This is a genomic window from Patescibacteria group bacterium (assembly GCA_041651155.1).
Lineage (GTDB): Bacteria > Patescibacteriota > Patescibacteriia > CAIXNZ01 > CAIXNZ01 > JAPLYF01.
The window spans coordinates 254,769-269,117 of record JBAZJU010000001.1 but is presented as its reverse complement, the minus strand read 5'-3'; the positions used below and the strand labels follow the sequence as shown (position 1 = coordinate 269,117).

Genomic DNA, 14,349 nt, shown 5'->3' with positions numbered 1-14,349 from the left:
CAAAAATAAAAGCTTGACAATATCTTTAAATAGTTTATAATATAAGTATACAAGACCTGCCAGGGTCTTTTTAAAAACCAAGAATTACTTATCTAATTTCATATCTCAGCCTTCGCTCCGCGGTGCGGAGCTTCGGCTGACGAAGGTCAGATTTCATAATTCATAATTCAGATATATGAACATTTTTCAAAAAATAACAGATTACATCAAAGATTCAATCGCCGAATTAAAAAAGGTTACCTGGCCGACCAGAAGGCAGACAGTCAACTATACTCTTTTGGTGATTGGCATTAGCTTGGGCTTAGCCGCTTTTATTGGCCTGGCTGATTATCTGTTATCTTTGGGCGTCCAATTAATAATTAAATAGGAAACTGAAACACGGATTTTTGCTCACGGATTACGCAGATAATCTCCGTGTAATCTGTGAATATTAATCAGTGGTTCAATTAACCCAATTACTCTATGGCAAAACAAATATCCCGCGGCAAACGCTGGTATGTAATCCACACTTATTCCGGCTATGAAGAAAGCGTCGCGGACAATTTAAAACAAAGGATTGAGTCAATGGACATGGAAGATAAAATTTTTGATGTTATTATTCCAACTGAAAGAAAAATTAAGATAAAAAACGGCAAAAGAAAAACCGTGATTGAAAAAATTTTTCCAGGCTATCTGCTGGTTAATATGGATGTGACTGACGATTCCTGGTATGTGGTCAGAAACACACCTAATGTTACTGGTTTTGTCGGCTCAGGCGCAAGCCCGACTCCGGTTTCTGAAACAGAAGTCCAGGGCTTATTGAAAAGAATGGGCCAAGAAGAACCGAAATTCAAAATTGATGTTTCTGAAGGTTCGCCGGTTAAAATTACAGATGGGCCGTTTAAAAATTTTGAAGGCAAAGTTACTGCCATTGATGAAGCGCGCGGCAAAGTCAAAATCCTGGTCTCTATGTTTGGCCGCGAAACCCCGGTTGAACTTGACTTTCTACAGATAAAAAAGATATGATAATGGAACCACTGATTTCGTTCACTGATTTCCACAGATAAATCATTTTTTTAATGCCATTAGATGGGCTTCTCATTAAAAAAATCAGTGCAATCTGTGAGTATAAATCTGTGGTTCAATTAACCCAATTTACCCTATGCCAAAACCAATCAAAACAATTATCAAATTACAAATTCCAGCTGGTGCGGCCAATCCTGCACCTCCAGTCGGACCAGCTTTAGGCCAGCATGGCTTAAATATTGCTGAATTTTGCGCAAGATTTAATGAAGCGACTAAAGATAAAATGGGCGATATTATCCCGGTAGAAATAAAAGTCTATGATGACCGCACTTATGATTTTGTTTTAAAAACTTCACCTGCTGCTGAACTTCTTAAAAAAGCCGCTGGCATTGCCAAAGGTTCAGGCAAACCGCTTCAAGAAAAGGTAGGCAAAGTTACTAAAGCTCAAATCAGGGAGATAGCAGAAAAAAAACTGCCAGACCTGAATACTGATAACATTGAAGCAGCTATGAAGATTATTGAAGGCACTGCCAGACAAATGGGTTTGACAGTTGAAGGCTAAATTTTTAAAATTCAAAAGACAAATCACAAAATTCAAAAAAATATCAAAATATAAATCTCAAATCACAAAACTAAAATATTATTTCAGAATTCAGCATTCAGCATTAAATAAGTGGGAGAAAGAATTTTCCTTTCGCTTGCACCACGCAATACTACTACCCTATTTACTTAAAGACTGGTGTATTGCGACATCAGTTTTTTGTTACTACAGATTACAGATAGATACAGATTTACGAATACATAACTGATTTGTATATCTGTACATATCTGTAATCCGTAGAGCCACATACATACAACAAGTATAATCACTTTTAACAAAATTAATCATAAAAAATTTATGCGAAGAGGACGAACAAAAAAAGCACCTCATTCTAAAAGATTTAGCGAATTAAACGCCAAGATTGACAAAACAAAAGCTTACTCCTTTGAAGAAGCAATTAAACTGGCAAAAGACACTGCCACTGCCAAATTTGATTCATCAATTGACGTTGCAATCAAAACCGGCATAGATCCGGCCAAAAGCGAACAGCAAATCAGAAGTACGGTACTTTTACCTAATGGCACAGGCAAAAAAATCAAAATTGCTGTGGTGGCGCCGGCTGAAAAGCAAAAAGAAGCCAAGGCAGCTGGCGCTGATATTGTTGGCGGACAGGAAATAATTGACGAGATTGCCAAAACACAGAAGATAAATTTTGATATTTTGGTCACCATGCCGGAAATGATGAAAGATCTGGCCAAAGTAGCCAAAATTTTAGGCCCAAAAGGCTTGATGCCAAACCCTAAAACAGAAACGGTTACAAACAACCTGAAAAAAACTATTGAAGAATTGGCCAAAGGCAAAATTAGCTTTAAAAATGATGATACCGGCAATATCCACCTAAGTATTGGCAAAGCCTCATTTGATGATAAAAAACTACAGGAAAATTATCAGGCTGTAGTAGAAGCTTTAAACAAACTAAAACCTGCAAGCACTAAAGGAATTTTTATCAAAAACATCACACTTTCTTCAACCATGGGTCCTGGCATCCGAGTCCAAATTTAAGCAAAAAAAACGCTTCCGCACTGCGGGGCGTTTTTTTGTATTTATCCCCTTTATTTTTATAAATTCTTCTGCTAAAATATAATCACCTTAAATTTTATTTTTTATTAATTATTTTTAATTCCTATGGCTGAAGAAACAAAATATCAAAGGCCTTCCTGGGACAAATATTTTATGGATATTGCCAAAACAGTGGCTGAAAGAGCAACTTGTGATCGAGGCCGCTCTGGCTGCGTAATTGCCCGCGATAAACAAATTCTGGTCACTGGCTATGTTGGCTCGCCCAAAGGCTTGCCTCATTGCGATGAAATCGGGCACCAAATGAAAACCATGGTCCATGAAGACGGCAGCCAGACGCAACATTGTGTTCGGACTACTCATGCTGAACAAAATGCCATTGTGCAGGCAGCTAAACTGGGCGTTTCCATAAATGGCGCGACATTGTACTGCAAAATGACGCCTTGTTCAACCTGCGCCAAAATGATTATTAACGCCGGCATTAAACGCGTTGTCAGCGAAAAAAAATATCATGCCGGCAAAGAAAGCGAAGAAATGTTTAAATGCGCCGGGGTGGAACTTATTTTTTTTGAAGATGAAATTGAAAAATATGACAAACAATAAAATTATTCTGGGATTTGTCGGCCCGATTGCTTCAGGCAAAGGCACGGCATGCAATTATCTCAAAGACAAACACCAGGCGCAAATTTTTCGGTTTTCCAGCATGTTGCGTGATGTCCTAGACCGTTTTTACATTCCTCAAAGCCGTGAAAATATGCAGGCTGCCTCTTCAGCCTTAAGGAAAACTTTTGGCGATGATTTAATGGCTCAAACTATTGCTAATGATGTTAAAAACTCTTCTGCGCATATAATTGTTTTGGATGGGGTTCGCCGCCAAGCTGATATTAAATATCTTCAAAAAATGCCAAATTTTCATCTTATAGAAATTAATGCTGAGCAAAAAATTCGTTTTGAGCGCATTATTAGGCGGGGTGAGAATACTGATGACAACAAAAAAACACTTGCCGAATTCCAAGATGATGAACAAAAAGAAGCTGAATTACAAATAAAAGAAGTGGCAAAAATCGCCGAATTTCATCTTGATAATAACGGCACCGCTGAAGATTTACAGCGCCAAATTGAAAATATAATCCGACAATTAACTCGCTAAAATATGACTTGGCCAAAATATTATAATAACCAAATTTTAATACCTTCAACCGAAGGATATTTTGGCATTATTACGGGCTGGAGCAAAAAAGAGCACATTAATGATTTAATTTCTCCTGACAATAAAGCCAAAATTGGCGCCATTGGCCAGCTTTACAGCAAAGAAGGCATTAATTATATTATCCGCAATATTTTTTTAAATCCAAAAATCTCCAAATTAATTGTGACAGGCAAAGACCTTTCCGGCAGTCTCAAATTTTTTGAAAATTTTCTAGCTGCAGGGCAAGGACAGGAAGTTTTACACAAAGAAATACCAGCGGAAAAAACCCAACAATTTATTGACTGGTTTAAAAATAACACCCATTTTATTCCAGAGGAAAAAATTAATGATTTCCTTAGCGAGCAGCCCCAAAATAGCCCAGCCTGGCTGCCTGAAATAATTGACTTTCCTGATCAAGCCCAAAGGGAAAAGATTGATTTCCCTTCTGAAGAAATATGCTTCCGCTTGGAAGACAAAAAGATTGCTGACTTGTGGTTAAAAATCTTGGATCGCGTTTTAAAATTTGGGGTTAATAAAATGTGCCAGTATTCTGAAATGCAGCGTGAATTAATCAATGTCTCAACCATAATCAGTGATGAAGACCCTGACAATCCTTACCTGACAGATTATCTTTATTTTAACAAACAAGATCTGGAAAATTACTATCCGCAATTAATGACTGACCGCATTTTTGAAGGCGTGGAATACACTTATGGCAGCCGTTTAAGAAATTTTAACGGCATTAACCAGATTGAAGCCCTGATCAATGATTTAAAAGCTAATAGCTATAGCCGCCGCGCCATTGCCTTTACCTGGGATGTGATGAAAGACACTGGAAACCCAAAAAGTCCTTGCATCAATTTAGTTAATGCCTTAATTCAGGGCGATAAACTTTATTTAACCACCTATATGCGTTCTAATGATATGTATAGAGCCTGGCCGCAAAACTGTTTTGCTTTGCGCAAAGTCCAAAAAGAAATTGCTGACGCATTAGGCGTTAAAATGGGCAAACTTTGTTTTATTTCCAATTCGGCGCATATTTACGAAAGAGATTTTTTAGCAGCCGCTGAAACAGTGGCCAAACATAAACCACCCACTGAATGCGTCCAAGACCCAAGAGGCAGTTTTGAAATTCAACTTGAAAACGATAAAATAATCGTCAGCCACTATTCTCCCACCGGCCAATTTATCCAAAAATTTTCAGGCGCAACTGCCACAGAAATTAATAACCAAATTTTTACTTTTATCAGCGAGATCTTGCATGCTTTGGATTTGGGCAGAGAATTAATGAAAGCTGAATTAGCCTTAAAAAATAATCTGACCTATCAGCAGGATCGCGAATTAAAAATATAATCTATGTCAAAAGGATTTTTTATAGTGATTGACGGCACTGATGGCTCTGGCAAGGCAACCCAGACAAAATTGTTAGTGGAAAAAATAGAACAATCAGGCCATCAAGTCAAAATGATTGATTTTCCCCAATATGGCCAAAAAAGCGCTGGCTTGGTTGAAGAATATTTGAATGGAAATTTTGGCTCAGCTAATGATGTCGGCCCTTACCGAGCGTCTATTTTTTATGCCTGCGATCGCTATGCTTCTTCTTCTCAAATAAAAAAATGGCTGGATGAAGGCAATATTGTGATCAGTAATCGTTATGTTTCATCCAATATGGGCCACCAGGCTGGCAAAATTTCAGATCTGCAAGAAAGGGATAAATTTTTAGAATGGCTATTTGAATTGGAATATAATTTATTTGGCATTCCAAAACCTGACTTGAATATTCTTTTATATTTGCCACCGGAAATTGGGCAAGAACTAGTTGGCCAAAAAGGCCAGCGCGATTACATAGGTGATAAAAAAAGAGACATCCATGAAGCTGATTTGGAACATTTGAAAAATGCAGCCGAGGCTTATCGTTATGTGGCTGATAAATATAATTGGATAACAATTGACTGCGCTCCAGAAAATCAACTTTTGACTATTGATGAAATTAGTACCCTGCTTTGGCAGACAATTAGTCATTTAATTTAAATTTAAAAAAATCACAAAATCCAAACCACAAGCACCAGATAAATAACAAAATACAAACACCGAAACAAACGGTTTTTATAATTTAGAATTTGAGATTTGAATTTTATTTGTTATTTGAAATTTGTCATTTGGAATTTTAAAACGTAAAAATTTATGAGAATAAAAATTAAAAGATTAGACCCATCCCTTCCACTGCCAATTCATAAAACTCCCGGAGCCGTTGCCGTTGATCTCTGTTCCCGCCTTGATGTTGAAATTAAACCAAAAGAGATTACCTATATCCCTATGAATGTAGCCATAAAAATTCCTGATGGTTATTTTATTTTGCTAGCTCCAAGATCATCAACTCATAAATTAGGGATCCAGGGTATTAATGGCGTTGGGATTATGGATCGTGATTACTGTGGTAATGATGATGAATATCACTTTGCTGTAAGAAACTTTACTGACTCTTTAGTCCGCATCAACAAAGGTACACGCCTTTGCCAATTAGTCCTCATCAAATGTGAAAACTTTGATTTTGATGAAGTTGAATCAATGGATGAACCTTCGCGCGGAGGATTTGGTACCACAGGCCTATGCATGCCGTAGCAGGCTTCGGCCTGCGAAGGCTGGCTAAAATTAGCATATTTTGTTAAAATTATAGTAATTTGATAACAAATCCAAATTTCAGATTTCAGCTCGTCTCGGCTTTTGCTCACTTAAGAAAAGACTAATAAAACAGCCTGAGCCGAAGCCGGGCTCTCATAATTCATAATTCCATTTTATGAAAAACCAAAAAGGCAAATTCATCGTTCTTTACGGCATAAACAACCTAGGCAAATCAACCCAGGCTAAATTACTCGTGGAAAATTTAATTATTAAACAAAGCAAAAACGCGGAATATTTAAAATATGCGATTTATAACCTGGAACCTTCAGGCAGTTTAATTAATGAGTATCTGAGACAAGGCAATCCCAACCAATTTACAGCCCGCGAATTTCAAATGCTGCAGGTTTTAAATAGGACTCAATATGAGCCGAAATTAGCGGAAAAATTAAATAAAGGCACCTGGATAGTGGCTGAAGATTATATTGGCACTGGCATTGCCTGGGGCATGGTCGCCGGCATTGATAAAAACTTGCTTTACAAATTGAACTCACATCTCATAAAAGAAGACCTTGGCATATTATTTCAAGGAGAATCATTCCCTGAAGATTTGGATAAAAATAATATACATGAAACAAACACCGCAACTCTGGCTAAAGTTAATAATGCTTTTGCGGAAATCGCCCAGGACTTTGGCTGGCATATAATCAAAGCCAACCAAACAATTGAAGAAGTCCAGGCGCAAATTATGGAAATAATTAAACGCAAAATAACTATCATTGAATAATTCAAACCTAAAGCAACCTTATATAACTTCATCAAACCTCATTTAACCTAATAAAACCTAATCATACAAACCTATGCAACAATTAATGCCAATCTCAGATTTAATGAAAAAAGGCTGGGATTTTTACACTGACAATTTCCAAAAATTCATCACCCCAGTCATTATCATGATCATTCCATATCTGGTTTACTATTTGGCCTTATATTTTGGCAATCCTTCTATTTTAATTCTGGTTTTGCTACTGACTGTCATAATGCTGGCCGTTAATCTTTGGATTGCAATTGTAATAATCCAATTGATAAATGCAATTTTAAAAAAGCAGGCCTATGATTTAAATAAAATCTTTGAATCTTCGCTAAAAAAAATCCCCTCTTACCTTTTAGTTGCCATCCTGACAGGCTTAATATTAATTGGCGGCTTTGTTTTATTAATTATTCCAGGCATTATTTTCGCAGTCTGGTATGCCTTTTCTGCTTATACTAATATTTTAGAAAATAAAAAAGGCTGGGAAGCATTAAAATCCAGCAAAGAATTAGTCCAAGGACGCTGGGGTTCAACTTTCTGGCGTTTAATCCTCCCTGCTTTAGCCGTTTATTTTGTTGTCATGCTAGTCGTAATTATACTTATGTATTTATTAACCGGCGGACATATTGATTCTAATTCCTACAGCCAAAGCATAATGATGAATATTGTTTCCTCAATTATTTTTATTTTCCTGGCTCCTTTATTTGCATCCTTTAGCCTTATCTTATATAACAATTTAAAAGAAACCAAAGAAACTCCAACCCCAACTCAACCTACTGTTTAAAGCTTTTCCCTTATTGCTCTTCTCGCTTTTATTCACCTATTAATTCTATGGAACTTGAACCAGTTATTGGCTTGGAAATCCATGTCCAATTAAAAACCAAATCAAAAATGTTTTGCACTTGTGATAATGGCGGTGAAAATTTACCTGCCAATTCTTGTGTTTGTCCGGTTTGTTTGGGTCATCCAGGCACTTTGCCTGTGGCAAATAAACAGGCCATTGAATGGACAGCTTTAGCTGGCTTGGCTTTGAATTGCACAATTGCTGAATATTCTAAATTTGACCGCAAACATTATTTTTATCCGGATTTACCCAAGGCTTACCAAATATCCCAATTTGACCAGCCCATTTGTCAAAATGGCTACTTATATATTTTAAATCCTGAAGATAAGGATGGAGAAAAAATCAGGATTAACCGCATTCATTTAGAAGAAGATGCTGCTAAATTACTTCATCCAGCCAAAAAGAATTACAGTTTGATTGATTACAACCGCGGAGGAACGCCTTTGATGGAAATTGTGAGTGAACCAGACATAAAAACTCCTCTCCAAGCTAAATTATTTTTACAAGAATTGCGCCAAATCATGCGTTATCTGGATATTTCCGAAGCTGACATGGAAAAAGGCCATTTACGCTGTGATGCAAATATCTCCATGAAGCCCATTGGCGAAGAAAAATTGTATCCCAAAACTGAAATTAAAAATCTTAATTCCTTTAAAAACGTGGAAAAAGCTTTAGAATATGAAATCCAAAGGCAGACAAAACTTTGGCTAGAAGGCAATGCGCCCAAAGATCTGACCACCCGCGGCTGGAATGATGCCAAGGGCATAACTGAAGAACAAAGGACCAAAGAAGAAGCTCATGATTACCGCTATTTTCCCGAGCCGGACATTCCCCCAATTCATTTTTTGATCAGCCCAGAAATTGTTTGCGACCAAAAAGAAATTGCCATTGACCTTGAATGTTTAAAAACAAAGCTGCCGGAATTGCCAGACCCTAAACGTAAAAGATTTATGGCAGAATTTGATTTGAATTATGATGAAGTTAAAATTTTAACTGAAGACAAAGCCACTGCCAATTATACGGAAGAGGTGATTTCTGAATTAAGGGAATGGGTTGAAAGCCTGGAAGAGCCTAATAAACTTAAAAATGTCTGGGAAGATTATAAACCGCAATTAACAAAACTAACCAGCAATTTAATTATAAATAATTTAATCCCCTATTTGGCTGAAGCTAATTTGAATATTGAAAAAATTAAAATGACCCCGGAAAATATGGCTGAATTAATTACCTGGTTATTTAGTAAAAAAATTACCACTAATACTGCCCTGCAAATATTACCCAAAATGATAAAAACCGGCGCTGACCCTTCCCACTTGATAAAGGAAGGCAATTTAGCCCAAATTTCAGATGAAGGCGAATTAGAAACAATTGCCAAAGAAATAATCGCTAAAAACCCCAAACCAGTAGAAGACTATAAAAAGGGCAAGGAAAGGGCTTTAGGCGCCCTTATAGGCCAGGTTATGGCCAAAACGCATGGCAAGGCTAATCCAGAGAAAATAGCTGAAATAATGAAGAATCTGCTCAAGCCTTGACAAATTATTATATCTATGCTATAATAACGGTATCTTAAATTAAACTAACTATTAATGAAAGGAATTTATATGCCTACACCTGAATATTCAAGAGAAATTAAACCAAAAATTCACTCAATGCAACCTATTGAATCTGAGCAATTAGCAAAGATAGGTTCAGAGATTGAAGAAGAATTAACAGCTAAAGAAAAAGCAGAATTAAAGGCCAAACAATCTCCTAAAGAACAAATTGCCAATTTCTATACTACTGATGAATGGGCCAATTGGAAGAATTTACAGGAAAGCTCAAAGGAATCAACAGAAAAAATAGTTGCCAGAAATGGCCTCTTAATGGAATTGGATGCCTTGGAAAAACAAGTTTCTAATGATCCAGAATCATTGAAAGCAATCGCTTTGATAAGAGAAGAGCTAACAGCTGGTCATGCCTAATAGATAAATTTGATCTAAATAAGAAAACCCGACCTTCATTCGTTGAGTGGTCGGGTTTATTTTTTACTGAAAATTTTCTTGCTATTTTTACCAAGAAAAATTATTGACTTTACCCCCCGGATCGGGATAACAATGGCCTGCAAAGACGTATCGTAATCTACTGAATGCTGCAGATACTCTTCTGTCAAATCAAATTCTCCGGAGATATAAGGGAAGATACCGTTTTCAACAATTACCCTCATCTTAAGTAAAAGGACACTGTCTCTGACCGAGAGGTCAAGCGAAACAAGATTAATTACTACCTGATCAGGCCAAAATTTAACCTCTCTGATTCTTTTGATAGCCTCCCCAAAATTACCAATGACTGTTGTTTTTAAAGGTATGCGATATCTGCTGAAAATTGTGCAATGCACTTAAAATCACCTCCTTAAAAAGAACTTTGAGTTAATTCTGATTTAACCTTGACACAAAAATATTTAGTTGTCAATGCACCACAACACGAATTTTAACTTCTGTCAAATAGACATTTTTCCACTTTTTTTTCTGCATTTTGAGCATTGTTAATCCAATAAATTTCTTTATCTCTTTTAAACCAGGTCATTTGCCTTTTGGCATAATGCCAAATAGCTGTTTCCAGCTGGGTTTGCATTTCTTCTTTGCCCAACTCCCCTTTTAAATAGCGCGATATAAATCTATATTCCAAACCAAAGTCGTCCATTTTTTTCCAACTAACGCCTTGTTTGTGTAATTTCCCAACTTCTTTAACCATCCCCTGTTTCAGACGAGCCAACAAGCGATTATGAATTCTTTTTCTTAATTCCACATTACTTCGTTTAACTCCAATTTTTAAAACATTGTATCTTAGAGTCCTGGACTGCGGCGGCATTGGCGCGCCAGTTTTTAGCGCTATTTCCAAAGCGCGGATTAATCGCCTCTTATTATGAGGGTCAATATTTTTTGCCCGCACTGGGTCAACTTTTTTTAATTTCATAAATAAAGCGTCAGCGCTGAGCTTTTCTAAGTGTTGACGCAGTTTCCAGTCAGGCGCCACTGTTTGCGGCAAACCATAAATTAAAGCGTCAACATAAAAGCCAGTGCCGCCGCAAATAATCGGCAACTTCCCTTTTTTCTGAATTTCTTTAATCGCCTTCTCACCCAATTTCACAAATTGAGCGGCGCTAAACCTGCTCTTTGGCGAAGCCACATCTAAAAGATAATGCTTAATTCCCTGCATTTCTTTTTTGGTCACTTTACCTGTCCCCAAATTCATGCCCTTATAAACCTGGCGCGAATCAGCAGAAATCACTTCCCCATTAAACTTTTTTGCCAATTTAATAGACAGGCTGGTTTTTCCGCTAGATGTGGGGCCGACTATTATTAAAATTTTAGGTAGTTGTATTGACATATAAATAATAATATGATAATTTATAAACAAAATCAAATAAGGAGGTTCCGTATGGAAGAAAGGAAACTGTCAGACAACGAAGACACGGATTGCCAAAAGGAAAAAACAAAAGGTAAAAAAGATTGTCATTTCCTATTAAAAACATGCTACCTTGTCTGCACAATCATGCAAATTATTGGACTCTTTTTCATTATCGCCAATGTCAATCCAATCTTAATCATTGCCTTCGCAGGTTTTCCGCCAATCATAAAATTATGTATTCCCATAAAAAAAGATTGGCAGAATTATGACCGCATGGCCGCAGCTTGTGGCCTTGGAATAACTTTAATTTGGTGGCCACGATAATTTCCAAGAATACAATTCTAACCCCGTACTTAAAGTACGGGGCTTTTCTTGACACAATTGAATCTATATGCTAATTTATAAAATAATCAACCAAAAAAGGAGGCATTGTGCTCATTGAAAAAATATTTGAATTCATTTTTTGCGTAATCATAATTTATTGGTCAATACTTCTGGCTAAAACTTTTTTCTATATGATCAAAACCAAGCTGGAAGAAAGAAAAGAAAAATCAACTAAACTTAAAAACCCACAATGAAAGGAAAAAAAATGGGAACTGTAATAATCGTTGTGCTAGCAATCACGTTTACGACAATTATTTGCGGCCTTTCCGGATTCTGCGGCTGGGAATTGCTTGAAGACAAAAGATGGTTCTGGCGAATTCACCGAGACAAAAAAGTCCGCAAGATTATATTGGTTGTCCTACTCTCAACCATAGGTATCCCCTTCGTCTATGGATTTATCTATCTTGGAGTAACAATGCTTGCCCTGGATTTCTGCTACCAAATCATCAAATATAGAGATTATAGTAAACCTGTCATAACAGTGACACTATAAGCTCAGGATGGAAAACTTGTCTAATAACTTTGCTTATTTCCTGGGCGATCTTTATTCCTGTAATCGTAGAAATCCCAGCCAAAACATATCTCATTGCACCTGCCCTTTTTCTCACTCCGATTGTAACAGGGCTTTGGGTACACTTTCTGCACCTTTCAACTCAACTCGGTTTATATACCGACGAATAAGCAAAAAAACATCAAATTATTTAAAAGTCCTGCAAACGCGGGGCTTTTTTCTTTTTTTAAATAAAATAGCTCCCTGCGTTGCAAGGAGCTTGATTTTTGTTTAAGGATTAGAAAGACATTCACTCTAGACTTTCTGTGTTTTTAAAAATCGGCCTGTCTGATTGAATATCCCTTTCAGGAATTTTCTGGCGCTCTCATCGCCATTATCGGCTGCCTGGCGTTTACCCTCGATGAATTTCAAAACTTCTTCTTCCTTGGCAGCCGATGCAGAGGAGATTATCCGACGCAATTTAACGGCGTCTTCAAACAAATTTAATTTGTCATAAAGAACAGCCATCTTTTCCCTTACATCCATGAGGGAATCATCCAGCTCCAGCACTTCTTTGTAAACGGCAATTGCTTTGGGATAAAAGCCGTCTTTGCTGTATTCCTCGGCCCCTCTTATTAGATAGTGGGCAGCATTTTCTTTATAACCCTTTTGTACAAAGATCCAACCGAGCCGACAAAGCGCCCGAGAATCTTTTTCGTCAATTTCCAAAATCCGTTTAAGCGGATCAATCGCGCCATCCGGGTCTTTATTTTTCATTGCTTTTTCAACTTTTTCCCACTGCTTTTGTTTCTGCTCTCTTATATTTGGGGGATCAATTCTTCCGCCAATATAAGATTTTTTTCTTTCTCCGCCAAATAAACCCATTGGATTCTCCTTTCTTTTTGTCCAAAAGTACTAACTTAGATTTATCATAATTATTTATAATAGTCAAATCAAATAAAATAGCTCCCTGCGTTGCAAGGAGCTAAATCGTGTATTTTTCAGTTTGGCACTTTTTGTTCAACTTGAAAATTGCTAGCAAGCTCGCTTATATTGGCGTCTTTCCATCCCCAGCCGCTTTTCAATATATCAAAAACATAACGAATTGTTTCTGCCTTTGAAGCAAATCCCATTTTTTCCTGAAGTAGATCCAGGAATTTAATTGCTTCAGGACTAAGTTCCAATTGAATTTTCATTAATCGCCTCCTTTAGAAGCTAAGCGGCAAGTTTACACCTGCCGCTATTTTTCTAGGCTCTTTTTAAGTCTTCAAACCTTTTCCTGCGCCTGAGCACTTTGTCCATGATGATGTGAATTTTCTGTTGCCAGGGACTAAGGCTTTCCCATTTGATATTGACAATGAGACTTAATATCCCATTGAGCATTCGCTCTTGGTTGTGATCCTTGATTGAGGAATTTTGCGCAAGGTTTTGCGTAATTTCACGCGCGATTTCCAGGCATTTTAAGGCGCCCTTTTTATCTCCGAGCTTGTCAAGCACAATGCCCAATTCCATATTGAGAGTTGCTGTTTCGTGAGCGTGCAAATTTTTATAAGACAAAGTTTCGCGCAAAACCTTTTTTGCTTCAGCAAATTCCCCTTGCCCTTGCAAACATCTGCTGATCATGTGTAGACATTCAGCTGGATTGCTGTATTTACAGCTTAGCGACCTTTCAAAACTTGTGATTGCCTCGTCGTACAGCCCCATTTCATTGTAAGCAATGCCCAGGTCAAAATGTGCTGTGGCGTCAGGGCCGATCTGATCTGTTATTCGTGCTCTGAACGCCTCAATAATTGATTCAATTTCTTCTGGTTTATTTCTTGCATCCTCTTGCGCCTGTGAGAGTATATCACAAAATTCTTCTAACGAGAAAGGTTGCCCTTCTTCAAATGCTCGCTTAAAAGCCTTATCACTTTTTTCAACCTCGAGGTTCTCCTCTTTCTTTCTCATATTTCCTCCTCCTTGGCACATTGTGCCTTTTGAAAATTTTAACGAACTTGGTTAA

General features: G+C 37.3%; 21 protein-coding genes. 16 read left to right on the top strand and 5 right to left on the bottom strand.

Features of this window, described 5'->3' with window-relative positions; genetic code table 11:
- Positions 1 to 175 precede the first annotated feature (175 nt).
- The 13 genes from secE to WC460_01410 all read left to right on the top strand — a co-directional run bounded on the left by secE (position 176) and on the right by WC460_01410 (position 10,047).
- A complete protein-coding gene (gene secE / locus WC460_01470) occupies positions 176 to 367 on the top strand; it encodes a preprotein translocase subunit SecE (GenBank protein ID MFA5188011.1) in 192 nt (63 codons plus the stop codon).
- 95 nt (positions 368 to 462) lie between these two features.
- Positions 463 to 1,005, top strand: coding sequence for a transcription termination/antitermination protein NusG (nusG, locus tag WC460_01465; GenBank protein MFA5188010.1), 543 nt, complete (start codon positions 463 to 465; stop codon positions 1,003 to 1,005).
- Between the two features lie 136 nt (positions 1,006 to 1,141).
- Positions 1,142 to 1,567 carry a 50S ribosomal protein L11 gene (gene rplK / locus WC460_01460; protein ID MFA5188009.1) on the top strand — a complete coding sequence of 142 codons (426 nt, stop codon included), beginning with the start codon at positions 1,142 to 1,144 and terminating at the stop codon, positions 1,565 to 1,567.
- A gap of 336 nt (positions 1,568 to 1,903) precedes the next feature.
- The gene (gene rplA / locus WC460_01455) at positions 1,904 to 2,608 is read left to right on the top strand and encodes a 50S ribosomal protein L1 (GenBank protein MFA5188008.1); all 705 of its coding nucleotides are present in this window, start codon (positions 1,904 to 1,906) and stop codon (positions 2,606 to 2,608) included.
- A 123-nt stretch (positions 2,609 to 2,731) separates the two neighbouring features.
- A complete protein-coding gene (locus WC460_01450; GenBank protein MFA5188007.1) occupies positions 2,732 to 3,226 on the top strand; it encodes a cytidine/deoxycytidylate deaminase family protein in 495 nt (164 codons plus the stop codon).
- Positions 3,213 to 3,773 (top strand): AAA family ATPase, encoded by a 561-nt coding sequence (locus WC460_01445; protein MFA5188006.1) that lies wholly within the window; start codon positions 3,213 to 3,215, stop codon positions 3,771 to 3,773. Before WC460_01450 ends, WC460_01445 begins: the two co-directional genes overlap by 14 nt.
- Positions 3,774 to 3,776: 3 nt before the next feature.
- A complete protein-coding gene (locus WC460_01440) occupies positions 3,777 to 5,165 on the top strand; it encodes a thymidylate synthase (protein ID MFA5188005.1) in 1,389 nt (462 codons plus the stop codon).
- 3 nt (positions 5,166 to 5,168) lie between these two features.
- Positions 5,169 to 5,843 carry a thymidylate kinase gene (locus WC460_01435; protein MFA5188004.1) on the top strand — a complete coding sequence of 225 codons (675 nt, stop codon included), beginning with the start codon at positions 5,169 to 5,171 and terminating at the stop codon, positions 5,841 to 5,843.
- A 153-nt stretch (positions 5,844 to 5,996) separates the two neighbouring features.
- Complete coding sequence (locus WC460_01430; protein MFA5188003.1) at positions 5,997 to 6,434, top strand: dUTP diphosphatase; 438 nt, start codon at positions 5,997 to 5,999, stop codon at positions 6,432 to 6,434.
- A 175-nt stretch (positions 6,435 to 6,609) separates the two neighbouring features.
- The gene (locus WC460_01425; protein MFA5188002.1) at positions 6,610 to 7,218 is read left to right on the top strand and encodes a hypothetical protein; all 609 of its coding nucleotides are present in this window, start codon (positions 6,610 to 6,612) and stop codon (positions 7,216 to 7,218) included.
- 73 nt (positions 7,219 to 7,291) lie between these two features.
- A complete protein-coding gene (locus WC460_01420) occupies positions 7,292 to 8,026 on the top strand; it encodes a glycerophosphoryl diester phosphodiesterase membrane domain-containing protein (protein MFA5188001.1) in 735 nt (244 codons plus the stop codon).
- Between the two features lie 47 nt (positions 8,027 to 8,073).
- Positions 8,074 to 9,618 carry an Asp-tRNA(Asn)/Glu-tRNA(Gln) amidotransferase subunit GatB gene (gatB, locus tag WC460_01415; GenBank protein MFA5188000.1) on the top strand — a complete coding sequence of 515 codons (1,545 nt, stop codon included), beginning with the start codon at positions 8,074 to 8,076 and terminating at the stop codon, positions 9,616 to 9,618.
- A gap of 54 nt (positions 9,619 to 9,672) precedes the next feature.
- Positions 9,673 to 10,047 carry a hypothetical protein gene (locus tag WC460_01410; GenBank protein ID MFA5187999.1) on the top strand — a complete coding sequence of 125 codons (375 nt, stop codon included), beginning with the start codon at positions 9,673 to 9,675 and terminating at the stop codon, positions 10,045 to 10,047.
- A gap of 56 nt (positions 10,048 to 10,103) precedes the next feature.
- On the opposite strand, the gene WC460_01405 is transcribed toward WC460_01410, so the two are convergent.
- Together WC460_01405 and miaA are read right to left on the bottom strand one after the other, a co-directional pair.
- Positions 10,104 to 10,460: a hypothetical protein gene (locus WC460_01405; GenBank protein ID MFA5187998.1), complete on the bottom strand. Its 357-nt coding sequence runs from the start codon at positions 10,458 to 10,460 to the stop codon at positions 10,104 to 10,106.
- A 92-nt stretch (positions 10,461 to 10,552) separates the two neighbouring features.
- Positions 10,553 to 11,452 carry a tRNA (adenosine(37)-N6)-dimethylallyltransferase MiaA gene (gene miaA / locus WC460_01400; GenBank protein MFA5187997.1) on the bottom strand — a complete coding sequence of 300 codons (900 nt, stop codon included), beginning with the start codon at positions 11,450 to 11,452 and terminating at the stop codon, positions 10,553 to 10,555.
- A 51-nt stretch (positions 11,453 to 11,503) separates the two neighbouring features.
- Between miaA and WC460_01395 the strand changes: the two genes are divergently transcribed.
- From WC460_01395 to WC460_01385, 3 genes are all read left to right on the top strand, one after another.
- Entirely contained in the window at positions 11,504 to 11,797 is a 294-nt protein-coding gene (locus tag WC460_01395; protein MFA5187996.1) for a hypothetical protein, read from the top strand.
- Between the two features lie 107 nt (positions 11,798 to 11,904).
- On the top strand, positions 11,905 to 12,051 hold the full coding sequence (locus tag WC460_01390) for a hypothetical protein (protein MFA5187995.1): 147 nt from the start codon (positions 11,905 to 11,907) through the stop codon (positions 12,049 to 12,051).
- On the top strand, positions 12,048 to 12,350 hold the full coding sequence (locus tag WC460_01385; GenBank protein ID MFA5187994.1) for a hypothetical protein: 303 nt from the start codon (positions 12,048 to 12,050) through the stop codon (positions 12,348 to 12,350). Before WC460_01390 ends, WC460_01385 begins: the two co-directional genes overlap by 4 nt.
- A gap of 312 nt (positions 12,351 to 12,662) precedes the next feature.
- On the opposite strand, the gene WC460_01380 is transcribed toward WC460_01385, so the two are convergent.
- The 3 genes from WC460_01380 to WC460_01370 form a co-directional block, all read right to left on the bottom strand.
- Positions 12,663 to 13,232, bottom strand: coding sequence for a hypothetical protein (locus tag WC460_01380; protein ID MFA5187993.1), 570 nt, complete (start codon positions 13,230 to 13,232; stop codon positions 12,663 to 12,665).
- A 116-nt stretch (positions 13,233 to 13,348) separates the two neighbouring features.
- Positions 13,349 to 13,543 carry a hypothetical protein gene (locus WC460_01375; GenBank protein ID MFA5187992.1) on the bottom strand — a complete coding sequence of 65 codons (195 nt, stop codon included), beginning with the start codon at positions 13,541 to 13,543 and terminating at the stop codon, positions 13,349 to 13,351.
- Positions 13,544 to 13,595: 52 nt separating this feature from the next.
- Positions 13,596 to 14,294 carry a tetratricopeptide repeat protein gene (locus tag WC460_01370; protein MFA5187991.1) on the bottom strand — a complete coding sequence of 233 codons (699 nt, stop codon included), beginning with the start codon at positions 14,292 to 14,294 and terminating at the stop codon, positions 13,596 to 13,598.
- Positions 14,295 to 14,349 lie beyond the last annotated feature (55 nt).